General features: G+C 46.5%; 15 protein-coding genes, 9 tRNA genes and 2 rRNA genes. 3 read left to right on the top strand and 23 right to left on the bottom strand.

What is annotated here, in order from left to right; genetic code table 11:
• Nucleotides 1-29: 29 nt before the first annotated feature.
• From ruvB to MKX60_RS10320, 7 genes are all read right to left on the bottom strand, one after another.
• On the bottom strand, nt 30-1,037 hold the full coding sequence (gene ruvB, locus MKX60_RS10350) for a Holliday junction branch migration DNA helicase RuvB (RefSeq protein ID WP_042191128.1): 1,008 nt from the start codon (nt 1,035-1,037) through the stop codon (nt 30-32).
• A 36-nt stretch (nt 1,038-1,073) separates the two neighbouring features.
• Nucleotides 1,074-1,691, bottom strand: coding sequence for a Holliday junction branch migration protein RuvA (gene ruvA, locus MKX60_RS10345; RefSeq protein ID WP_076299706.1), 618 nt, complete (start codon nt 1,689-1,691; stop codon nt 1,074-1,076).
• Nucleotides 1,688-2,191, bottom strand: coding sequence for a crossover junction endodeoxyribonuclease RuvC (gene ruvC, locus MKX60_RS10340; RefSeq protein ID WP_036677679.1), 504 nt, complete (start codon nt 2,189-2,191; stop codon nt 1,688-1,690). The genes ruvA and ruvC overlap by 4 nt, the downstream gene beginning before the upstream one ends.
• A 254-nt stretch (nt 2,192-2,445) precedes the next feature.
• Nucleotides 2,446-3,165 (bottom strand): BofC C-terminal domain-containing protein, encoded by a 720-nt coding sequence (locus MKX60_RS10335; protein WP_341059724.1) that lies wholly within the window; start codon nt 3,163-3,165, stop codon nt 2,446-2,448.
• A 116-nt stretch (nt 3,166-3,281) separates the two neighbouring features.
• Nucleotides 3,282-5,408: a CocE/NonD family hydrolase gene (locus tag MKX60_RS10330; protein ID WP_341059722.1), complete on the bottom strand. Its 2,127-nt coding sequence runs from the start codon at nt 5,406-5,408 to the stop codon at nt 3,282-3,284.
• Between the two features lie 11 nt (nt 5,409-5,419).
• Entirely contained in the window at nt 5,420-6,580 is a 1,161-nt protein-coding gene (locus MKX60_RS10325) for a dipeptidase (protein ID WP_341059721.1), read from the bottom strand.
• Between the two features lie 14 nt (nt 6,581-6,594).
• Complete coding sequence (locus tag MKX60_RS10320) at nt 6,595-7,569, bottom strand: ornithine cyclodeaminase family protein (RefSeq protein WP_341059719.1); 975 nt, start codon at nt 7,567-7,569, stop codon at nt 6,595-6,597.
• A 184-nt stretch (nt 7,570-7,753) separates the two neighbouring features.
• Between MKX60_RS10320 and MKX60_RS10315 the strand changes: the two genes are divergently transcribed.
• From MKX60_RS10315 to MKX60_RS10305, 3 genes are all read left to right on the top strand, one after another.
• Nucleotides 7,754-8,689, top strand: a complete 936-nt coding sequence (locus MKX60_RS10315; RefSeq protein WP_341059717.1) for an aldo/keto reductase — start codon at nt 7,754-7,756, stop codon at nt 8,687-8,689.
• A 264-nt stretch (nt 8,690-8,953) separates the two neighbouring features.
• Entirely contained in the window at nt 8,954-10,144 is a 1,191-nt protein-coding gene (fabV, locus tag MKX60_RS10310; RefSeq protein ID WP_076284851.1) for an enoyl-ACP reductase FabV, read from the top strand.
• A gap of 217 nt (nt 10,145-10,361) precedes the next feature.
• Nucleotides 10,362-11,282, top strand: a complete 921-nt coding sequence (locus tag MKX60_RS10305; RefSeq protein ID WP_076284852.1) for an aldo/keto reductase — start codon at nt 10,362-10,364, stop codon at nt 11,280-11,282.
• Nucleotides 11,283-11,401: 119 nt separating this feature from the next.
• Here the strand turns inward: MKX60_RS10305 and MKX60_RS10300 are convergent.
• From MKX60_RS10300 to thrB, 16 genes are all read right to left on the bottom strand, one after another.
• Nucleotides 11,402-11,474: transfer RNA gene (locus tag MKX60_RS10300), tRNA-Lys, on the bottom strand.
• An 80-nt stretch (nt 11,475-11,554) separates the two neighbouring features.
• Nucleotides 11,555-11,633 (bottom strand) — tRNA-Leu (locus tag MKX60_RS10295).
• A 19-nt stretch (nt 11,634-11,652) separates the two neighbouring features.
• Nucleotides 11,653-11,729 (bottom strand) — tRNA-Arg (locus MKX60_RS10290).
• Nucleotides 11,730-11,739: 10 nt separating this feature from the next.
• Nucleotides 11,740-11,814: transfer RNA gene (locus tag MKX60_RS10285), tRNA-Gly, on the bottom strand.
• A 36-nt stretch (nt 11,815-11,850) separates the two neighbouring features.
• Nucleotides 11,851-11,923 (bottom strand) — tRNA-Lys (locus MKX60_RS10280).
• A 15-nt stretch (nt 11,924-11,938) separates the two neighbouring features.
• Nucleotides 11,939-12,016, bottom strand: a tRNA-Asp gene (locus tag MKX60_RS10275).
• 26 nt (nt 12,017-12,042) lie between these two features.
• Nucleotides 12,043-12,119, bottom strand: a tRNA-Met gene (locus MKX60_RS10270).
• A gap of 43 nt (nt 12,120-12,162) precedes the next feature.
• Nucleotides 12,163-12,238: transfer RNA gene (locus tag MKX60_RS10265), tRNA-Val, on the bottom strand.
• A gap of 88 nt (nt 12,239-12,326) precedes the next feature.
• Nucleotides 12,327-12,401, bottom strand: a tRNA-Glu gene (locus MKX60_RS10260).
• Between the two features lie 82 nt (nt 12,402-12,483).
• Nucleotides 12,484-13,023 (bottom strand): AAA family ATPase, encoded by a 540-nt coding sequence (locus MKX60_RS10255; protein WP_076287119.1) that lies wholly within the window; start codon nt 13,021-13,023, stop codon nt 12,484-12,486.
• Between the two features lie 92 nt (nt 13,024-13,115).
• Nucleotides 13,116-16,046, bottom strand: a 23S ribosomal RNA gene (locus tag MKX60_RS10250).
• Between the two features lie 230 nt (nt 16,047-16,276).
• Nucleotides 16,277-17,833, bottom strand: a 16S ribosomal RNA gene (locus MKX60_RS10245).
• The 16S and 23S rRNA genes sit together here, the layout of an rRNA operon.
• Before the next feature lie 445 nt (nt 17,834-18,278).
• Nucleotides 18,279-20,087, bottom strand: a complete 1,809-nt coding sequence (locus tag MKX60_RS10240) for a LysM peptidoglycan-binding domain-containing protein (RefSeq protein ID WP_341059716.1) — start codon at nt 20,085-20,087, stop codon at nt 18,279-18,281.
• 324 nt (nt 20,088-20,411) lie between these two features.
• Nucleotides 20,412-21,293, bottom strand: coding sequence for a branched-chain-amino-acid transaminase (ilvE, locus tag MKX60_RS10235; protein WP_042191145.1), 882 nt, complete (start codon nt 21,291-21,293; stop codon nt 20,412-20,414).
• Nucleotides 21,294-21,297: 4 nt separating this feature from the next.
• Nucleotides 21,298-22,185, bottom strand: a complete 888-nt coding sequence (pheA, locus tag MKX60_RS10230) for a prephenate dehydratase (RefSeq protein ID WP_341059714.1) — start codon at nt 22,183-22,185, stop codon at nt 21,298-21,300.
• Complete coding sequence (gene thrB, locus MKX60_RS10225) at nt 22,182-23,162, bottom strand: homoserine kinase (protein ID WP_339243281.1); 981 nt, start codon at nt 23,160-23,162, stop codon at nt 22,182-22,184. The genes pheA and thrB overlap by 4 nt, the downstream gene beginning before the upstream one ends.

Here is a 23,162-nt window from a genome sequence, read left to right as displayed (position 1 = left end):
GCATCCTCCTTTTAAATGTAGTTACTGACTCAGTGCTGCTCCGGAGGGAGCGGAAGGCCTAAGTGATGATAAGCGGCCGGGGTTACAATTCTTCCACGAGGGCTCCGCTGCAAGAATCCTATCTGCAGCAGGTAGGGCTCATAAACATCCTCAATTGTCTGACTTTCCTCACCAATTGTAGCAGCAATCGTATCCAGCCCTACAGGACCGCCACGAAAGCTTGAAATCATCGCTCTTAACATCTTATGGTCGATGCTGTCCAGCCCACGTGGATCCACTTGTAGCATCTTCAGGGCTTCCCCAGAAATCTCAGGGGTTATAATCCCATCGCCGCGCACTTGAGCAAAATCACGGACTCGCTTCAATAGTCGGTTCGCAATCCGCGGCGTTCCACGGGAACGAAGCGCTATCTCTTCCGCCGCATCTCCGACAATCTCAATTCCTAAAAGATCTGCATTTCGAGCAACAATGAAGCTTAGCTCATCTATGGTATAGAACTCCAAGCGGCTGACCACTCCGAAACGATCACGTAGTGGCGCTGACAGCAGGCCAGCACGGGTGGTAGCACCTATAAGTGTGAAAGGCGGCAAATCCAATCGTACCGAACGGGCACTTGGCCCTTTGCCGATCATGATGTCCAGCGCGAAGTCCTCCATCGCCGGATACATAACCTCCTCCACCGTCCGGTGTAAGCGGTGAATTTCATCGATGAACAGCACATCGCCTTCCTGCAGGTTCGTCAGCAGGGCGGCTAAATCTCCCGGCCGCTCTATCGCAGGACCGGACGTTGTTCGTAAATTCACACCCAGCTCATTGGCGATAATGTTCGCGAGTGTTGTTTTACCGAGACCTGGAGGCCCGTAGAGCAGCACATGATCCAGCGCTTCACTTCTCATTTTGGCTGCTTCGATATATATTTTCAGGTTTTCTTTTACCTGATTCTGTCCGATATATTCTCCCAGATAACGAGGGCGTAAACTTAATTCTACGGCTTGCTCGTCCATCATCAAATTAGCGGATATAATCCGGTCATCCATTCCAATCGCTCCCTTTCTTCAAGGATGTGTTCGGCTTTACTTAGCAATATATAATAGCCCAAGTGCTTTCTTCATCAACACATCTACAGTCCCTGTCTCTGCGCCCTCTTTTTTCATAGCGAGCCACACACGGTCCAATTCACTTTCGGTATAACCCAATCCCTTAAGGGCATCCCTAGCCTCTTGCCAAGCTAACCCATCCGATGCTTCTTCCATTGGAACTGCAAATAATCCCGTTTGCATGGAAGCCATACTGAGTCCGTCCAGCTTGTCCTTCAAATCTAGGATCATCCGCTGCGCCGTCTTCTTGCCAATGCCCGGCAGTTTCGTTAAGAAGGTTATATTCTCTTGGTAAATTGCCGAGATCAACTGATCTGGAGTTCCACCTGTCAGTATTCCGAGCGCAACCTTCGGACCGATCCCAGATACCTCAATCAACTTGCGGAACAATTTTTGCTCCTCCCGAGTCGGGAACCCGAACAGAAGCGTCGCATCCTCACGTGTTTGATAATGAATATAGATCATTACAGGCCCTTCTACTTTAGCAAAAGCATAAGGGTTCGGGCAGAACACCCGATATCCTACGCCCTGCACATCCAGCACCACATATTCCGACTCTAAATGAACGACGGGTCCTCTTAAGAAATCTATCATTTTCGCAATACCTCATTTAATTTAGAATTAAGACTGCTCGAATGGGCATGACATACCGCTACCGCGAGTGCATCCGCTACATCATCCGGTTTAGGGATCGCCGATAATTTCAGTAGCAGCTTCACCATTTCCTGTACCTGCCGTTTCTCTGCCTTACCATAACCAACTACAGCCTGCTTCACCATCATAGGTGTATATTCCGAGACGGGTAAGCCACGCTGTACTGCAGCTAATATCGTCACTCCGCGGGCCTGTGCTACTGGCAATGCTGTTGTAACATTACGTGCAAAGAACAACTTCTCTATCGCTACAGCATCAGGTTTATATTTATCAATGAGCTGACCCATGCCTTCATAGACATGCAGCAGACGTTCTTCCTCAGGTGTGTGAGCCTCAGTCTGGATACAACCATATTGGACCGGGGTCAACTTATGACCTTCCTTATCCACAAAGCCAAAACCGACAATCGCCAGCCCTGGATCAATTCCCAAAATGCGCAAGCACGATCTCTCCTCTATAACAGGCAGTTTATTCCACCGTTTTCATCCATTACTCCGCTATGAAGCGAACATATGTATTCCTTCAAACCATTATAGCAAAAATACCCCTTCCGGGAGAAAAAAAGTTTACCCTCTAATGCGAAATGACAACTTTAGGCCTACAATGAGAACCTCAAACTTTCTTATATTTGCAAAAAAAAGCTGCCCTATAGCCATTAATAATGACTTTAGGACAGCTGATATGCTTAAGGATGCTATTGCTTATTCTGCATGACATGTTCGGCAGCCTCACGCGCATAGTCACTGAAGGTGGACAATACGCTGTTGTACTCTTCAATATCTTGTACACGAATGCCCTCATGAAGCTCTTTCCAAATACTTTCCGGCAGAGAGGATTTCAAGGAACCCATATCCATTTGAAAAAAGGTCTTCAGAACCTTTTCCTGTACCGGAGGGCCTTTAAATAATTTCAAGTTCCCAAATGCATCGACCCCGATATAGGCTTCTTTTTTCGTTAGGGTCGATAGATCATTCACTTTTTGTTCCAGCCACAAATCTCCATCACTGCTGATGAAGCCGCTCCATGCAGGGTGTTCGTGAATTATTTTTTTAAGCTGAAGCGGGGTTTTTACACCTGGCAATGTCTGAACTTCTTCCCCAGATACATACGATATTTTTAAATGAACGGTTCTGCTGCGTCCGCTTTGAGCGATCGTCTGCAACAGTTGTTCGTTTTTTATGGTGCCCTTCTCTTTCTCCTCACTGCTGTCCACGCCTACTTTAAATACAGCTGCGGCCAACTCGCTTTCGGCACTATCCGTCCAACTAGAATCCGTCAGCAGTCCACTGATTTCCTCAGGTACCTGCATACTGCGCCATGCCAGTACAGTAAGAGCTAAACAAGCTGCCCCTACCCAAAGCGCCTTTTTCCAACGTCTCCATCGCTGCCAAAGTTGTTTTTTTATGCGCGACACGTTAATCCCTTCATTCTGGTTTTTCCCTATTGTGACCTGAGAAGGGATCATTTATGCGCTTTTCTGTGAATAATCGCTATTTTATCCTAATTGCAAGGTTAACCTTGCAGTATCGTTCAAGCGTTAGGAATAACCGGCAGCTTCACATGGCTTGGATATTCACTATTATGGTAAACAGTCTGCAGCACTGTAATCGCCTCTGAATCTTCATACGGGTTATCACCAGTATTCGTATTCGGGAAAGCAACGAATTTACTGGAAGAAGTAATCGAAAAACGAATTCGGTGTCCTACCCCAAATCTGTGAGCAATATTCGGCATGAAAATATCGTATTCCTCCACTTGCCCTGGCGTGAGCAGTTCTGGTGCATCAAACCCATGACGATATTTAGCTCTGACAATATAGTTAGATAACCGGATAGAGTCTCCATGTTCATTCACATCACTAAGCGTAACTACCCAATCCGTATCCTTACCTGTGCTAGCGGCGTAGATGACAGCAGACAATTCGCCAGCAATAGTCAATTCTTCCGTCAACACCTCACTAGTGTACACAAGAATATCATTTCGCAGCTCATATTTCCGCAAATTTTCAGGCTCCCGCTCACCGCTATCATTCATAGGATCATTTGGGTTATAAACATAAGTATCTTCTGGAGAGTGTTCCTCTGGCGCTGTGAGCAGCTTCCCATCTCCTTGTCCTGAATTAGCCCGACCAGCACTGGAAAGATAAAACGACGTAGTTGTAGCTTCAACTGGTGTCCAATCCTCCGACGTTCTCCACTGATTCTCACCAACGACATAATAAGAGGCTCTAGGCTCCTGATCTATTCCGTTCGGAATGCCTTTGAGGAAGCGGTCGAACCAGCGCAGTACAGAAACATCATAATCATAGACGACTGCATCATTGCCGAAGCTTACTCCCTCATAATCTCTGGCTCGGTTTGGCCCATGCTCCCATGCACCCAGACGGATTTTACGATTTGGCACATCATGTTCAGTCAGCATTCTCCAAGTCTCCGATACGCCAGGGCTGTCGCCATCATACCAGCCTGAGATCACATACATAGGGACCTGCACTTGATCCCCGCGTTCCGTAAAGGTACAGTTTCTCCAGAAATCATCATACTCCGGATGCTGGCTCCATAGATCCCATGGTCCGGATGCTTTACCGATCATTTGCTGTGGAATCTCCTTAATCGGTCTCGCATCGACGGCCGCTTCTGGGTTCACCGTAATGCCCCCAAAAATATCAAAATCCGTCCGGGTACCCACAGATTGTGCAAGCGTCCAAGACAAGAGTGGCCAAGAGCAAAGCGTTCCACCCTTACGCGCTGTATCTACAAACGGTGAGCCGACATTCACTTCATCCACAACAGCCTTCAAATTAGGGTGCCCGCTGGTCGCCGCCGAGACAACCACAAAACCGAGATAGGACGCGCCCCACATTCCAACATTGCCATCTGACCAATCCTGCGCGATAATCCAATCGATCGTATCGTAGCCATCATCCCGTTCATTATAAAAAGGGATCAATTCCCCCTCCGAATCCGCCCGACCTCTTACGTCCTGTGACACCACTGCATAACCTTTGTTAGCCCATCTCATAAAAATCTCTTTTTTCCCGTTACGGTCATAGCAGGTTCTCACCAGAATCGTCGGCAGCTTGGTTCCCGGCTGAATGCCCTCAGGAAGAAACACATCCGTAGCCAGTCTCACGCCATCACGCATCGGAATCAGATCCGTACCCAAATCATTTACACCATACTCTGGCTTGGACAAAAGGGGATCATCATAAACAACCAGAGGCGTCAGCGTCTCATATCCTGCTTTAACAATCAGCTCGATGCCATACCGATTCGGCGTAAGAAAGGCAATAATCTCACCATCCAAGGTCACAATATCCAGTGCCGTCTCTTTTCGTAGCGCCCATACTTGTGAAGTAAGCTCACGGCCATCCAATACAGCCTGATACTGAATATGCTTTTGATAAAGATCACCATTACTTAGAACTACCTCATCATTGACCCATTCTGCTTTAGCGTAAGCGTCCATGTGTTCGTGGATTTTTTGAAATGGAAGAACGGTCTTGAACTGGCTATCCAGCGCATTGTATTGCATTTGTGTTCGTCTGCGTGGATCAACCTTAGCGAGCATAATTTGTTGTTCCGTAAAATGTATTTTCCCTGAATAAATGCCAGAACAGTAGAAGTTAAATGTAGTTGTGTTCAAGTATGTTGTCATCTATTTATCCCCTATCCCCAAATTTCTTCAAACACGCGCAGCCAGTTGCCACCCATAATCTTTGCAATATCCTCATCCTTATAACCGCGAGCCACTAAACCTCTAGTAAAGTTGATAAAATAGCTATATTTTTCAAGCCCAGCAACGGTTTCAGTAGAAGGTCCGTCTCCTTTGGCAAATCCTAGCTTAGGTGCAATATGTTCTTTAAAATAAACCAATGACCAGAGCACATCGCTCATCGGCCAATCCGTTCCAATCCCGACATGATCCACGCCTACAAGCCGAATCACATATTCGATATGATCCAGCACATGATCAATGGTCGTATGGTTAGGATCTTCATGAACAAACCACGGCATAGCAAAAATACCGATGACTCCACCCGTCTTCGCTATCGCGATAATCTCTTCATCACTTTTACAGCGCATATGTGGATAGATAGCCTCTACACCCGTGTGTGAAGCAATGACCGGAGTCTTAGAATACTGACAAGCATCGAGCGTGGTCTGTTTTCCGCAATGTCCCGTATCTACAATGATCCCGAGCTTGTTCAGACGCTCAATGAATCTTTTTCCATAATTCGTAATCCCAGCGTTCGACTGTTCTGCACAGCCTGCACCGACCTGATTCTGATTGTTATAAGTTAATTGTAAAATTCTTAAGCCAAAATTATGTAACACATCTAATAGGTCCAGATTGGTACCTAGGCCATCCGTTTCTTGCGCTGTGATAATACCCGCCTTATGGCCATTACGCTTGGCTGCACGTATGTCCTCTGCGGTTAAAGCTTTAACTAACCAATCTGCGGAGTCAAACTGAAGCTGAACTTCAGCCATGCTATTTATCATGCTTTCAAAGGACTCTAAATGAAGTTCCCGGTTACCCGCGGTAATTCCCGATTTATACCATTCACTTTTATACTCGGGGATCTCACCGCTGGCCGATAGCTTTGTGATCATTTTTGCTGGCATGCTGCTGTATATCATTGGCTCATCTTTATAGGGCTCACACAGCTCTTTTATTTTTTCGGACACAGACTCTGGAATTGCGTTTGGAGATAAGGGACCTTGAAATAGCAAATCAATATTAATGTTCTGCTCATGCAAATGTACGGCCCGTTCTTCGTCTTGCTCCGTCAACTTGAAATCATACAAACCTTCATATGTGCTCATCGTGTGGTCGCTCCTTAGAATGCAATTTCAATGCCTTTTTGTAATTTAACAGCTTCATTATAAATGAAGTTGGCTGCTGCTAAATCCTCTATTGCAAGTCCTAGTCCTTTAAAAAGAGTGATCTCATCAGCTGTAGCTCTGCCCTCAATATTCCCGCTGATCAGTTCACCGATTTCACCGATAATATGGCCTGAAGTAATCACGCCTTCGTTCAGCGGAATTAAATAATCCCCAGATTCATTATGCGCGGATTCCAATCGGTCTACATATAACTTAGCTAACCGTACGGTCTCCGAATCCAGCTCACGATCCGCTGCTCTACAGGCTCCAACCGCATTGATATGTACTCCAGGCTTCAGCCATTCCCCTTTGAGCACAGGCTCTGTGGATGCTGTTACGGTACAAATGATATCTGCTGGATTAACTGCCTCTTGAATAAACTCAGCCACAAGGATGTCCACACCATATTTACGGCTCATTTCTGCTTGGAAATCTCTTGCCTTTGCAAGTGTTCTACTCCAAACTCTGACCTCACGAATCGATCGAACCAGTAGCATCGCTTCCAGATGGCTTTTGGCTTGCTCGCCGGTACCTAGAATGGCAAGCACCTCTGCATCTTCTCTAGCCAGATAACGAGTGGCTACTGCGCTAACAGCCGCTGTGCGAATTGCGGTAATCTTCTGTCCATCTACTACAGCTTTCAGAACACCGGTAGAAGAATCGAATAACGTAACAAGCCCTTGATGGGAAGGTAAACCTGAGCCATGGTTGCTTGGAAACACACTGATGATTTTGGCACCTGCTACTTCTTCACTCTGCAAAAAGCCCGGCATTAAGCCAATCAGATTGCCTTGGTGCAGCGGGAGTACTTGTCTTAAGCTCTGTATGGCTTGTCCTGCGGACAAGTCCTTCAAAACGGATTCCATCACTGTGATGCAAGACTCCATTGCTAATAGCTCAGCCACTTCATTTTGATTAATAACTAGCATAAGACAAACCTCCTTTACTTCATTGTGGCAACAAATGTGGGAACGCAAAATTATTCTTTATATCATAACTTATACGCTTTAAATATTCATGTATAAAGCTGAAAATCAGCAATTTGTCTTACCACGGGCTATTAGCTATACTTAATATAGTTCATATTCTATTTTAAGGAGCTGACGATTGATTATGTCTAGTAAAATAACTTTAGGTAGAACAAATTTGCAGGTACTCCCTCTCGGACTGGGTGCCAATGCTGTTGGTGGGCATAATTTATTTCCCGGCTTAAATGATGAGACTGGTAAAGACATCGTTCGCAACGCTCTTGACCATGGGATCAATTTCATTGATACTGCCTTTATCTATGGTCCAGGTAGATCCGAGGAACTTATTGGAGAAGTGCTGAGAGAAAGAGGCGGCCGTGACAATGTGGTTATTGCTACTAAGGGCGCTCACAAGATTACTGGCGATAAGGTTACGATCGACAACTCTCCAGCTTTTCTAAGACAGTCTGTGGAAGACAGCTTGAAACGCCTCCAGACCGATTATATCGATCTTTACTATATTCATTTCCCTGATGAAAGCACTCCTAAGGATGAAGCTGTTGGCGAGCTTAAGAAGCTGAAGGATGAAGGAAAGATCAAAGCGATCGGGGTCTCCAACTTCTCCATTGAACAGCTGAGAGAAGCCAACAAGGACGGGCATGTGGATGTTCTCCAATCCCATTACAACCTGCTGCACCGTGATGCAGAAAAAGAACTGCTCCCTTACACGCAGGAGCTTGGCATTTCTTTCGTTCCTTACTTCCCACTCGCGTCCGGCCTTCTTGGCGGCAAGTATAAGCAAGGCGATTCGTTCAGCGACAATAGAAAGAACAACCCAATGTTTCAAGGAGCGACCTTTGCCAAAAACCTGGAGAAGGTGGACAAGGTTCGCCAAATTGCCGATACCAAAGGTGTTGAAGTCGCACATGTGGTGCTAGCCTGGTATTTGACCGTACCTTCCATCGACGCACTTATTCCCGGAGCTAAACGTCCGGAGCAGATCGTATCGAATCTCCAGACTCTGAAAGTTCAGCTGACACCAGATGAGATCAAAGCGATTGATTCAATCTTTAAGGCGTAATAGCGCCTTATAATGTAAAGGGGGTTGTCCTTGAAGTCATGAAATGGCTACTGGGGCAGCCCCTTTTCTAAGGAATAGCGTCACTCGAGTCCGCAAGCCTTAATAAATGATCAAGACTCGATAGCGCAGCTAGCCAACAAACAAAAATACAGGGTAGCGGATTCTTATCGAATATCCTAAATTCTTTGTATTAGTAAATATTGTTTGCTATACTTTCTCTGTGTATCAGTAGACTTAAATTTTTATACAAAGGGGAATTCCTTGATGATTATTCAACCTAAAACACGCGGATTTATATGCACAACAGCCCATCCAGAGGGATGCGCCAAACAAATAGAACAACAAATTGAATATGTAAAAGCGCAAAAGAAAATTGAGGGACCTGCGAATGTACTTGTCATCGGTGCCTCTACCGGATACGGACTGGCTTCTAGAATTTCAGCTGCTTTTGGTGCTGGCGCCAATACCATTGGTGTGTTCTTCGATAAGGCAGCGGAAGGTCAGCGCACCGCATCTGCAGGCTGGTACAACTCCGCTGCCTTTGAACAACAAGCAGCAGAGCTTGGACTTAAATCACACAGCATAGTTGGCGATGCCTTCTCTGATGCGATTAAAGAGAAGACCATTGCATTGATTAAAGCTGAATATGGCACCATCGATTTAGTTATTTATAGTGTCGCTTCACCTCGTCGTACCCATCCGGTAACAGGAGAAACCTTCTCCTCCGTTATTAAACCAGTGGGAACAGCTTATTCGAATAAAACCTTGAACTTCCATACAGGCGAAGTATCCATGACCACCATTGAGCCTGCTAATGAAGAGGAAGTACGTCAGACCATCGCTGTAATGGGCGGCGAAGACTGGAGAATGTGGATCGATCAGCTTCAAGCAGCTGATGTCCTTGCAGATGGTGCTACTACCGTTGCTTACTCCTACATCGGGCCTGAAATCACTCACCCTATCTATCGGGACGGAACAATTGGCCAAGCCAAGCACGATCTGGAACAGACTGCGATCCAAATGAATGACCTTCTTTCATCAAAAGGCGGACGTGCCTTTGTATCCGTTAATAAGGCGCTCGTAACTCAGTCCAGCTCAGCTATTCCTGTAGTGCCCCTATATATCTCTGCACTTTATGAAGTGATGAAGGAAAAAGGCCTGCACGAGAACTGTATTGAACAAATGTATCGCTTGTTCTCTGAGCACCTATACGGTGAAGGCAAGGCTACTGCGGACGGAAGCTGCTTGATCCGCATTGACGACTGGGAAATGCGTGAGGACGTTCAGACAGAGGTTATGAAACGTTGGGACGAGCTGACAACTGATAATGCAGGTGAGCTGGCAGATCTTGAAGGCTACCGCCAAGATTTCTTCAATCTGTTTGGCTTTAGAACAGATGGCGTAGACTACGAAGCAGATATTGATCCTAATGTCGACATTCCGAATATGTACTAAAATGATTCTGAGCACTTCCATATATTAATTATGGATGTATAAAAAAAGAGGTTGTCTGCAAAAGTAGTGAATTCTACTGATGTGGCAGCCTCTTTTTTGTACTTTACTTACAACCTACCTATACGTCGTAGGGCATATTGGCTTAGCCTCCCACTTTGTGATATGGTTTGATAGAATACTGCAAGTTCTAACTTACATTCTAAGGAGTGAATCACTCATGGTTAAGAAAATTAGTGTAGCGAATGGTGTACTTGACGTGTCCCAAATTTCGCTTGGCTGTATGCGGATTGCGGATTTATCTGCAAAAGAGGCTGATACACATGTACATAGTGCGTTGGAGCTCGGAATAGACTTCTTTGATCATGCCGACATTTATGCGGACGGCAAAGCTGAAGAGGTATTCGCAGGGGTACTTCAGAACAATCCTGGTATGCGTGATAAAATGCTGATCCAAACCAAATGCGGAATCCGCAAGGGCTATTTTGATTTTTCCAAAGAGCATATCCTACAATCCGTAGAGGGTAGCCTAAAACGCTTGAAGACCGATTATATCGATGTGCTCTTGCTTCACCGTCCTGACACGCTGTTCGAGCCGGAAGAAGTGGCTGAGGCTTTTGACATTCTGGAGAACAAGGGATTGGTCAAGCATTTTGGTGTCAGCAACCAGAACCCGTTACAAATCGAGCTACTGAAGAAAAATGTAAAGCAACCACTGCTGTTCAACCAGCTGCAATTAAGCATTATGTTTACGGGTATGATTGATACCGGCTTTAATGTGAATATGACAAACTCCGGTTCGGTTGTTCATGATGGCGGGATTTTGGAGTACAGCCGTCTTCATGACATGACCATTCAGCCATGGTCGCCTTTCCAATATGGCTTTTTTGAAGGTGTATTCTTGGACAACGACAAGTTCCCTGAATTGAACGAGGTCATTAACCGTTTGGCAGCTGAAAAAGAGGTTACCAATACCGCTATTGCCATTGCCTGGATTCTCAGACATCCGGCAAATATGCAGCCTGTTGTAGGTACAACCAATACGCAGCGATTGCGGGATATTGCCAAAGCATCCGATATTACACTCACCAGACCAGAATGGTATGAAATTTACCGCGCTGCGGGTAATATCCTTCCATAAATATCAAAAGCCACGAAGTACGCTAATATCGTACTTTGTGGCTTTTTTTTGTGACTATAATTGAAACCGTATAACTCTTATAAAAAAAGAAACGGCATCTCTGCCGTTTCTTTTAAGGATGGACTCTCAGGGGCTCGAACCCTGGACAAATAGATTAAGAGTCTACTGCTCTACCAACTGAGCTAAGAGTCCACAATATAATGTTTTACCTTACTGTACTTGAAAAGCAAAAGCCCTTAGCTTAACGCATAAGAGCTTCGCTTGCTAATTGATACCGGCGAGAGGACTCGAACCTCCACGGTTTCCCTCTCGATTTTGAGTCGAGCGCGTCTGCCATTCCGCCACGCCGGCAAAGTATGAAGTTAAAATATGGCGCGCCCTGAGAGATTCGAACTCCCGGCCTTTTGATTCGTAGTCAAACGCTCTATCCAGCTGAGCTAAGGGCGCAAAATTTATATGGAGCGGACGACGGGAATCGAACCCGCGACCCTCGCCTTGGCAAGGCGATGCTCTACCGCTGAGCCACGTCCGCACACGGTATGTATTAGTGTCCGACTCACTTAAGAAGTGAGCCATGAAGGACTCGAACCTTCGACACCCTGATTAAAAGTCAGGTGCTCTACCAACTGAGCTAATGGCTCATGAAGCAAGAAAAATGGCGGAACCGACGAGATTCGAACTCGCGATCTCCTGCGTGACAGGCAGGCATGTTAGGCCAACTACACCACGGTTCCAAAAGATATAATTGCTTGATGAAAATTGGTTGCGGGGGCAGGATTTGAACCTGCGGCCTTCGGGTTATGAGCCCGACGAGCTACCGGGCTGCTCCACCCCGCGTCATTAAAAATATTTAGCTATTCATTACCATAAGAAAGCTTCATGGTGGAGGCTGAGGGGATCGAACCCCCGACCCTCTGCTTGTAAGGCAGATGCTCTCCCAGCTGAGCTAAGCCTCCATGTAAAGAAGCAACTCAATTATCATAACACATTCCAACCTGTAATGCAACATTTTATTTCAGAAGAACAATTACGTTTTAAAGAAATTGGTGACCCGTATGGGATTCGAACCCATGTTACCTCCGTGAAAGGGAGGTGTCTTAACCCCTTGACCAACGGGCCTTATTGAAAACAAAATGTTTTGACAACAAAAAATATTATATCATGTATTTCGAAGTATAGCAATACCTAAATTAATATATTTTCACTTTTCTTCTATAATAGGCGTTAAAGTGATATCAAGCTTACTAGCTATCATCTTTACGACTCCTAGAGTAGTCAGGTTATTTGTGTCTAAATGGTCTTTAAATACGTCCTTATTAAGCCCTGTGAGGCATCTGTCGATCTGTTGAACGGCCCACGAGTCATTCCCTTCACCTCTACCACCCAATCTCTTGAGCAGCGTCTCTCGTGAGGCACACAAAGTAAAATGATGAACCTCTAATCCCTCATTTATTAGATTACCAGCAATGTCCATCCAATATTCTGGGTTGACTATGGTCATAGGTACGATAATCGTTCCCCTATATTCGCTAGCTATGTATTTTAACATGGAATGGTTAATTTCACGCCAAAGATAATAGTCCTGAAAGTCACTTTTTGTCATCACATCGGGAATGTTTGCTCTTATGTAATACCCTACATTCTCTGGATCGTATACAAAAGAATCAGGAAGTCTGCGATGTAATTCATATGCAGTTTCTGTCTTCCCTGCACCAAAAGCTCCATTGATCCATATAATCAAGATCTTTATCCCCCATGAATAATCTATTAGTGACTCTATTAAACCACTTTATCATAAAAACCCTTACAAGCAAATTCACTCTACAAGGCACAACAAAAAGACCACTGCGACCGATTAGTATTGGTCAGCTCCATGCATTACTGCACTTCCACCTCCAACCTATCTACCTCGTCGTCTTCAAGGGGTCTTACTAATTGGGAAATCTCATCTTGAGGGGGCTTCACGCTTAGATGCTTTCAGCGCTTATCCCGTCCGTACGTAGCTACCCAGCCATGCTTCTGGCGGAAACAACTGGTGCACCAGCGGTACGTCCATCCCGGTCCTCTCGTACTAAGGACAGCTCCTCTCAAATTTCCTGCGCCCACGACAGATAGGGACCGAACTGTCTCACGACGTTCTGAACCCAGCTCGCGTACCGCTTTAATGGGCGAACAGCCCAACCCTTGGGACCTACTTCAGCCCCAGGATGCGATGAGCCGACATCGAGGTGCCAAACCTCCCCGTCGATGTGGACTCTTGGGGGAGATAAGCCTGTTATCCCCAGGGTAGCTTTTATCCGTTGAGCGATGGCCCTTCCATGCGGTACCACCGGATCACTAAGTCCGACTTTCGTCCCTGCTCGACTTGTAGGTCTCGCAGTCAAGCTCCCTTATGCCTTTGCACTCTTCGAATGATTTCCAACCATTCTGAGGGAACCTTGGAACGCCTCCGTTACTCTTTAGGAGGCGACCGCCCCAGTCAAACTGCCCGCCTGACACGGTCCCCGTACCCGATTAGGGTACTAGGTTAGAACCTAGATACGATCAGGGTGGTATCCCAACGGCGCCTCCACCGAAGCTTGCGCTCCGATTTCTACGGCTCCCACCTATCCTGTACAGATCGTACCCAAATTCAATATCAAGCTGCAGTAAAGCTCCATGGGGTCTTTCCGTCTTGTCGCGGGTAACCTGCATCTTCACAGGTATTAAAATTTCACCGGATCTCTCGTTGAGACAGCGCCCAAGTCGTTACGCCATTCGTGCGGGTCAGAATTTACCTGACAAGGAATTTCGCTACCTTAGGACCGTTATAGTTACGGCCGCCGTTTACTGGGGCTTCGGTTCATAGCTTCGGGTTACCCCTAACCACTCCCCTTAACCTTCCAGCACCGGGCAGGCGTCAGCCCGTATACTTCGCCTTGCGGCTTCGCACAGACCTGTGTTTTTGCTAAACAGTCGCTTGGGCCTTTTCACTGCGGCCCCCTCGTGCTATTCACACTACCGGGGCACCCCTTCTCCCGAAGTTACGGGGTCATTTTGCCGAGTTCCTTAACGAGAGTTCTTCCGCGCGCCTTAGAATTCTCTTCTCGCCTACCTGTGTCGGTTTGCGGTACGGGCACCTTCTCCTGGCTAGAGGCTTTTCTTGGCAGTGTGAGATCATGACCTTCGCTACTGTAATTTTCGCTCCCCATCACAGCCCAGCCTTAACGATGTGCGGATTTGCCTACACATCAGCCTCACTGCTTAGACGGACATATCCATCAGTCCGCGTCACTACCCTCCTGCGTCACCCCATCGCTCATAGCGGATTACGGTGGTACAGTAATTTCAAACTGTTGTCCTTCGACTACGCCTTTCGGCCTCGCCTTAGGTCCCGACTTACCCTGAGCGGACGAGCCTTCCTCAGGAAACCTTGGGCTTTCGGCGGATCAGATTCTCACTGATCTTTTCGTTACTCATACCGGCATTCTCACTTGTATGCTGTCCAGCGCTCCTTACGGTACACCTTCAACCCACATACAACGCTCCCCTACCCCAGATACATACGTATCTAGCCATAGCTTCGGTGGTGTGTTTAGCCCCGTTACATTTTCGGCGCAGAGTCACTCGACCAGTGAGCTATTACGCACTCTTTCAATGGTGGCTGCTTCTAAGCCAACATCCTGGTTGTCTGTGCAACTCCACATCCTTTCCCACTTAACACACACTTGGGGACCTTAGCTGATGGTCTGGGCTGTTTCCCTTTTGACAATGGATCTTAGCACTCACTGTCTGACTCCCGGCAATAAGTATATGGCATTCGGAGTTTGACTGAGCTTGGTAATCCTTGCGGACCCCGCACCCAATCAGTGCTCTACCTCCACTACTCTTATACCGAGGCTAGCCCTAAAGCTATTTCGGGGAGAACCAGCTATCTCCGAGTTCGATTGGAATTTCTCCGCTACCCCCACCTCATCCCCGCATTTTTCAACATGCGTGGGTTCGGGCCTCCAGTGCGTGTTACCGCACCTTCACCCTGGACAGGGGTAGATCACACGGTTTCGGGTCTACGTCCACATACTAAATCGCCCTATTCAGACTCGCTTTCGCTGCGGCTCCGTCTTCTCGACTTAACCTTGCATGTTAAACGTAACTCGCCGGTTCATTCTACAAAAGGCACGCCATCACCCATAAATAGGGCTCTGACTTTTTGTAAGCACACGGTTTCAGGTTCTATTTCACTCCCCTTCCGGGGTGCTTTTCACCTTTCCCTCACGGTACTGTTTCACTATCGGTCGCCAGGTAGTATTTAGCCTTAGCAGATGGTCCTGCTGGATTCATACGGGGTTTCACGTGCCCCGCACTACTCGGGATCCGTCTCGGAGAGAACACAGTTTAGGTTACAGGGCTTTTACCTCTATCGCGGGCCTTTCCAGACCTCTTCACCTACCATATTCCTTTGTAACTCCATGTGAGACGTCCCACAACCCCTAAGAGCAAGCTCTTAGGTTTAGGCTGTTCCGCGTTCGCTCGCCGCTACTGACGGAATCACTATTGTTTTCTCTTCCTCAGGGTACTTAGATGTTTCAGTTCCCCTGGTCTGCCTCTACATCTCCTATGTGTTCAGAGATGAGTAACTGCGAATTACCACAGCTGGGTTTCCCCATTCGGACACCCCCGGATCAAAGCTTGCTTACAGCTCCCCGAGGCAGTTTCGTTGTTCGCCACGTCCTTCGTCGGCTCCTGGCGCCTAGGCATCCTCCGTGTGCTCTTATTAGCTTAACCTTGATTTTTCGCTTGTTCGCACAATTGAAAATCTCTTCCACTAATAACATTTACTTGTTTACACAAGTTGCTAAAAGATGTTCTAAAACGCAAATTCGTTTCGGTATCCAGTTTTCAAGGATCAAGTCTTACTGAGAGCTTAAACTCTCAAAACTGAGCAACGAGTGAGTTGTTTTGGAAGTTTAACTTCCGATTTGAATGTCTTCATTGCAGAAGACGATTCTCCATAGAAAGGAGGTGATCCAGCCGCACCTTCCGATACGGCTACCTTGTTACGACTTCACCCCAATCATCTACCCCACCTTCGGCGGCTGGCTCCCTTGCGGGTTACCCCACCGACTTCGGGTGTTGTAAACTCTCGTGGTGTGACGGGCGGTGTGTACAAGACCCGGGAACGTATTCACCGCGGCATGCTGATCCGCGATTACTAGCAATTCCGACTTCATGCAGGCGAGTTGCAGCCTGCAATCCGAACTGAGACCGGCTTTGATGGGATTGGCTTCACCTCGCGGTTTCGCTTCCCGTTGTACCGGCCATTGTAGTACGTGTGTAGCCCAGGTCATAAGGGGCATGATGATTTGACGTCATCCCCACCTTCCTCCGGTTTGTCACCGGCAGTCACTCTAGAGTGCCCAACATTACTTGCTGGCAACTAAAGTTAAGGGTTGCGCTCGTTGCGGGACTTAACCCAACATCTCACGACACGAGCTGACGACAACCATGCACCACCTGTCTCCTCTGTCCCGAAGGCCGCCACTATCTCTAGTGGATTCAGAGGGATGTCAAGACCTGGTAAGGTTCTTCGCGTTGCTTCGAATTAAACCACATACTCCACTGCTTGTGCGGGTCCCCGTCAATTCCTTTGAGTTTCAGTCTTGCGACCGTACTCCCCAGGCGGAGTGCTTACTGTGTTAACTTCGGCACCAAGGGTATCGAAACCCCTAACACCAGCACTCATCGTTTACGGCGTGGACTACCAGGGTATCTAATCCTGTTTGCTCCCCACGCTTTCGCGCCTCAGCGTCAGTTACAGCCCAGAAAGTCGCCTTCGCCACTGGTGTTCCTCCACATATCTACGCATTTCACCGCTACACGTGGAATTCCACTTTCCTCTTCTGTACTCAAGTCACCCAGTTTCCAGTGCGACCTCAGGTTGAGCCCAAGGTTTAAACACCAGACTTAAATGACCGCCTGCGCGCGCTTTACGCCCAATAATTCCGGACAACGCTTGCCCCCTACGTATTACCGCGGCTGCTGGCACGTAGTTAGCCGGGGCTTTCTTCTCAGGTACCGTCACTCCGATAGCAGTTACTCTACCGGACGTTCTTCCCTGGCAACAGAGCTTTACGATCCGAAAACCTTCATCACTCACGCGGCGTTGCTCCGTCAGACTTTCGTCCATTGCGGAAGATTCCCTACTGCTGCCTCCCGTAGGAGTCTGGGCCGTGTCTCAGTCCCAGTGTGGCCGTTCACCCTCTCAGGTCGGCTACGCATCGTCGCCTTGGTGGGCCGTTACCCCACCAACTAGCTAATGCGCCGCAGGCCCATCCCTCAGTGACAGATTGCTCCGTCTTTCATTCTTTCTTCAGGAGAAAAAAGAAATTATCCGGTATTAGCTACCGTTTCCGGTAGTTATCCCAGTCTAAGGGGCAGGTTGCCTACGTGTTACTCACCCGTCCGCCGCTAAGTTATTTTGAAAGCAAGCTTTCAAAATAACTCCGCTCGACTTGCATGTATTAGGCACGCCGCCAGCGTTCGTCCTGAGCCAGGATCAAACTCTCCAATTAGTATTGAAAAGAGCGATATGCTCATTTTGAAACATCTGACGAGAAAATTAATTCTCTAATTTTGGATTTCACTTTCGTGATTCCCTACTCACTCGTTGTTCAGTTTTCAAAGATCAAGTTCTCGTTGGCGCCGTTTAATGTCTCAGCAGCAACTTTTATAATATATCATGTTTTCCGATGAAATGCAACACTTTTTTTTCAAAGTCTTTTGTAATTTCATCCGGATTAACATTCACCAACCGAAAGTTTATATCTCCTCTTTGCGACTGGATTTATAATGTAACATATAACCCACTTTAAAAACAACCCCTAAATTCAAAAAACATAAATAAGTACTTTCGCCTCAGTCCTACTTCTCGTTCCCATCTTCTCATAAAAAACGTGCAGATTCTAATAATCAGAACCTACACGTTAAATAGAGATTGGATGTTAGTTTAGAACTGTATTAATTAGAAATCCACGGATTTCTGCGTTTCTTTGAGCTCTCTGTACGACCACCAGCATTTGAACGTTGAGACTTCACAGCTGTTTTGTTTTTCTTACTGCTGTTTTGACTCGAGGTCTTTGCTTTTGATGCCGTTTCCTTCGTTGCAGTTCCCTTGCTCTTGAGAGAAGCGCCAGAAGTAGATTCCTCACTCACTGTTCTAGCAACTTCGGGAGTGTCCTGTACAAACGTTTCAGGATCTTGGATTTCCGGAACCCGATTATGCTGCGAATAATTACCAATACCTGGATACTGCGGATTAGACGGAATACTCGACATTATCGGCCCGCCAAAAGCTCCAAGAGGAGATGCTGGAACTATTCCCTGATTAGGTGTTCCCGCTCCATAAGCAGAGAATGTATTTGGGTTTCCATATGCAGGATAGGTATTATATACGGGCATTTCATATGAATAGGGTTGAACATGCATTCCCCCACACCCACAAGTAGTTGGCCAAGGAAGGTTCGATGACATCCCATACATCGGGTTCATCCCTGAAACATTAGCCTCCATATTGTTAGGTGCAGCATTTGGATTCCATTGTTCTGGACTCACGTTAGGCGCAGCATTCGGATTCCATTGTTCCGGACTCATATTAGGCCAAGCATTCGGATTCCATTGTTCTGGACTCACATTAGACGCAGCATTCGGATTCCATTGTTCTGGACTCACGTTAGACGCAACATTCGGATTCCATTGTTCCGGACTCATATTAGGCCAAGCGTTTGGATTCCATTGTTCTGGACTCACATTAGGCGCAGCATTCGGATTCCATTGTTCTGGACTCATGTTAGGTGAATACATATTTTCTGAAAAGTAGTATGGAGACATGCATTCGGGTCCATATGACGCCGGTTGAACATAACTTGGTGCCCAATTCATGTTCATATTAGGGCTATTTTGATAAGAATCATAGAGATAAGGATTTCCTCCTAGGCCTGGATATCCCATGTTGTCACAAGCATCTGCCTTTTCCTCTTTGCAAGCCATTGGCTTCATCTCAGCTTTTGCTGCCTCATGATGAGCTACAGGCTCTTGATTTGGAACTGTAATCTGAACAAATAGGCTCTGCATTTCAATTTCTTGCACAGGAGCAACTTCCATCTGCATATTCGGCGCAGGATTAGGTGCAGCATTTTGAGTATTAATAGGGGCAATGTTCATCGATGGGTGTGGTGCAGAATTGTACAAAGGCGAGATATTTGGCGATGATTTAGGTGCAGGTTTAGTTTCCGCTTTAGCTTCTGGTTTATTTTCTGCTGCTTTTGCTTCCGGTTTAGTTTCTGGTTTGACCTCTGGTTTAGTTTCCGGTTTTGGTGCAGGAACTACCTCAGCTACTGGCTGTTCTTTTGGACCCGTATATTCCTTCCCGCCAACTTGTGTTTTCTCAGAAGCATTAGAAGGCATGTAGCCTGGCTGTACGGGTGAAGCGTTTGATGTCTTTTTAGGAATGTTGACTACTTCCCCTAACATCAATACATTCGGATTCTTTAGCTGGGGGTTTGCTTCAACCATATCTTTTAAAGGGATTCCCCACGCCTTAGATAATTTCCATAAGGTATCACCTTGTTTGACTGTATGCTTGTAGTAAACTTCACTGTTATCCGGTACGGATACAGGAGCCGTAGGTATTTTTACTTTTTCACCAAGTGCCAGCACATTCGGATTACTGATCTGTGGATTAGCTTCAATAATTTTTTGTAACGGCACTCCGTACTTTTGCGATAATGCATACAGACTATCGCCTTGTTTGACAATGTGTATTTTCACGTAGCATTAACCTCCTAAAAGTTTTGTGGAGTATTGCTTTCTTACAGCTACACAGCAAAACTGGCTTTGAAAGCAAACCCCCTTTGGATGGAACATTGCTCTCTTACAGAGTTATATGCGGTACAGCCGCCTCCTTCGTTACTACATCTTATGCAGCCCATGGGCGAATGACATCCCTGAAATAAAAAAAATCCTTTCATGAGACATGAAAAGATGTACCAGAGACCTCCGGCCATCTTCTTCATATGCATGAAAGGATATCTAATGCCTATTCAATACTCATTACTCGACTAGCATGTAAAGAGCAAATTGTACGATTAAATGTTATTCCCAAACCTTGTAACCATCTTTGTCAACAACATTGCGGAACTCTTCAAGCAATTTCAAAGTGATTGGACCCGCTTGTCCTTCACCAATGATTCGGCCGTCAATTTCACGCGCAGCAATAACTTCAGCAGCAGTACCTGTGAAGAATACCTCGTCCGCTATGTAAACATCATGCATAGTGAATGGTTCTTCTTTTAGCTTAATACCCAATTTCTCACATAACTCGATGATCGCCAGACGTGTGATTCCTTCAAGCGCTCCCAAATAGCACGGAGGAGTAAAGACCACACCATTTTTGATGATGAAAATATTATCTCCAGATCCTTCAGTAACATATCCTTGAGCATTCATCATGATTGCTTCATCGGCTTCTGCCAGATTGGACTGGATTTTCACTAGGATATTGTTGAGATAGTTAAGCGATTTAATCTTCGGATTAAGTGCATCCGGAATATTACGACGTTGGGATACAGAAACAGCACGAAGCCCATTAATGTACGCTTGCTCTGGGTAAATAGCTAATTGTTCAACGATAATGATTACGCTGGCTTTAGGGCAACGGCGTGGATCAAGACCCAAGTTACCAGGACCACGGGATACGATCAGTCGAATATAACCGTTACGCATGTCGTTAAGGCGAATCGTTTCAGCCATAGCTTCCAGCATCTCGTCATAAGTGAGCGGAATATCCAACATGATCGACTTCGCCGAATCATATAGTCTGTCCAAATGCTCTTTACATTTAAAAATATTACCATTGTAGATACGAATACCTTCAAATATGCCGTCTCCATACAAAAAACCGTGATCAAAAACGGATACCTTTGCATTTTCCTTAGTTACGTGTTGTCCATCCAGATAGATCCATTGTTCAGCCATGAATTTACTGCACCTCCGCTTTCTCTTCCTCATAGGTGTATGTGGGATACGAGCCCAGAATCCGAACCTGACAGCCTAAAGCGCTAATCTCTTCAATCGCTCCTGGTAGCAGGACTGATTCTATCGGTTCCAGCACATCAATATAAAAATAATAAGTACCCAACTTCTTTTTCGTTGGTCGTGATTCAATACGCGATAAATTCAGCTTCCGCCAAGAAAAGGCAGCGAGGACCTGATGCAAAGCACCGGGAAAATCCTCCGGCAGCGTAACTAGGACACTCGTCTTTACACCATTGCTGCTCCGTGGAAGATCAATCTTCTGCGGACCGACAAGGACAAATCGCGTGTAGTTGTTGTTGTGATCTGTAACTTTCCGATCAGCAATCTCCAGCCCATGAGTTGCTGCGCCAAGAGCAGTACCAATCGCAGCCCAGCCCTTGTCAGGATTGTTCTTAACGATTTCAACAGCTTCAGAGGTGCTTCCGACCGACTCCAGTTCAGCCCAAGGTGCATGCTTCCGAACAAATTGCATGCATTGTGCCATTGCAACAGGATGCGAAAGGATTTTTTTAATTTTAGTGAAATCCTTATTGCCGTTCGTATCTCTGAATTCCAGCGGGTGGCCGATGAGATTCTGTATCGATGGAAAGATCCATTCAGCCTGCATAGGTAGATCGACCTCATTAATGAGCCAATCAATATGTAGACTAACTGAGCCTTCAATAGTATTCTCAATCGGGATAACGCTGTAATCAGTGGTGCCACCAGCCGTAGAGAGAAAGACATCGGAAATTAGCTTGTGATGCACAATTTTTACAGGCTCGCCGTTAAACAAATGCAGCAGCGCTTCGTGAGATACCGAGCCCTGCGGCAATACCGCTATTGATTTCATAACCGTACTTCTCCTTTTATCATATCCAAAAATGATACGTTTTGCATCTCGTTTCTTTCAAGAAGCTCTGATGTAACACCTGAAGTACAAGGCATCAGCCAGCAAGTCTGAGCAGAGATGCCGTGTTCTTGCATCGTATTCATCAGGAAAGCCTCAAGCTCTCGCTTACGAGTCTCATGGCGATCAACTAAACACAGTAGGGTAGGACCGGCACCGCTAAGTGCGATTCCTAAAGCACCATGGTTAGGTGCTTCCGCGAGCAGCTTCTCCATGCCTGGAATAAGTGCTGCACGATAGGGCTGATGCAGACGATCCTGCATCGCTCTACTGATCAGGTCAAGCCGACCTGATGCAAACGAGGCTGTCATTAAAGAGGTTCTGCTGATGTTGTACACAGCATCACTAACTGAGATTTCTGTTGGAAGCACTCCCCGTGCTTTTGTGGTTTCCAGCTCGAATTCAGGAATAACCACGAGAACCTCAAGGTCTTGAGGTGGATCAAGGCGAACGTAATCCGCATGATCACCGTCCCACACTGCGGTAATGATGCCACCAAATAAGGAAGCTCCTACATTGTCAGGATGCTTCTCAAGCTGGGTAGCCATATCAAACAGCTTCGCATCATCGAGCGGAGAGCCGATCATCGTATTAGCTGCGACCATGCCCCCAATGATGGCCGAGGCACTGCTGCCGAGTCCACGCGTAAGCGGAATCTCAGAGTACATCGAAATAGATATTTCAGGCACCGTAACGCCAGCTTCTGCAAATACCATTTGAGCGACCTTATAGAGTAAATTACTCTTATCCCGAGCCACTCCCTTCATCTCGTCACCATATAGATGAAAAACTGTCTCCTCTGCTTCCTCCATCTCAATCCAGGCATACAGCGGCAATGCCATGCCAAGAGTATCGAAGCCCGGACCAAGATTGGCAGTACTAGCAGGTACTTTAACCCTTGCTACTCCATAAGTACTCAT

The organism is Paenibacillus sp. FSL R5-0914 (assembly GCF_038004525.1).
GTDB lineage: Bacteria > Bacillota > Bacilli > Paenibacillales > Paenibacillaceae > Paenibacillus_AQ.
This window is presented reverse-complemented; position numbering and strand designations above follow the sequence as displayed.

What these genes read in the sequence shown, in the direction of transcription:
- MKX60_RS10330 (WP_341059722.1), bottom strand. Translation starts at nt 5,408, where the DNA reads ATGACAACATACTTGAACACAACTACATTTAACTTCTACTGTTCTGGC.
- ruvB (WP_042191128.1), bottom strand. Translation starts at nt 1,037, where the DNA reads ATGGATGACCGGATTATATCCGCTAATTTGATGATGGACGAGCAAGCC.
- MKX60_RS10325 (WP_341059721.1), bottom strand. Translation starts at nt 6,580, where the DNA reads ATGAGCACATATGAAGGTTTGTATGATTTCAAGTTGACGGAGCAAGAC.
- fabV (WP_076284851.1), top strand. Translation starts at nt 8,954, where the DNA reads ATGATTATTCAACCTAAAACACGCGGATTTATATGCACAACAGCCCAT.
- pheA (WP_341059714.1), bottom strand. Translation starts at nt 22,185, where the DNA reads ATGAAATCAATAGCGGTATTGCCGCAGGGCTCGGTATCTCACGAAGCG.
- thrB (WP_339243281.1), bottom strand. Translation starts at nt 23,162, where the DNA reads ATGAGTACTTATGGAGTAGCAAGGGTTAAAGTACCTGCTAGTACTGCC.
- MKX60_RS10320 (WP_341059719.1), bottom strand. Translation starts at nt 7,569, where the DNA reads ATGCTAGTTATTAATCAAAATGAAGTGGCTGAGCTATTAGCAATGGAG.
- ruvA (WP_076299706.1), bottom strand. Translation starts at nt 1,691, where the DNA reads ATGATAGATTTCTTAAGAGGACCCGTCGTTCATTTAGAGTCGGAATAT.
- ilvE (WP_042191145.1), bottom strand. Translation starts at nt 21,293, where the DNA reads ATGGCTGAACAATGGATCTATCTGGATGGACAACACGTAACTAAGGAA.
- MKX60_RS10315 (WP_341059717.1), top strand. Translation starts at nt 7,754, where the DNA reads ATGTCTAGTAAAATAACTTTAGGTAGAACAAATTTGCAGGTACTCCCT.
- MKX60_RS10305 (WP_076284852.1), top strand. Translation starts at nt 10,362, where the DNA reads ATGGTTAAGAAAATTAGTGTAGCGAATGGTGTACTTGACGTGTCCCAA.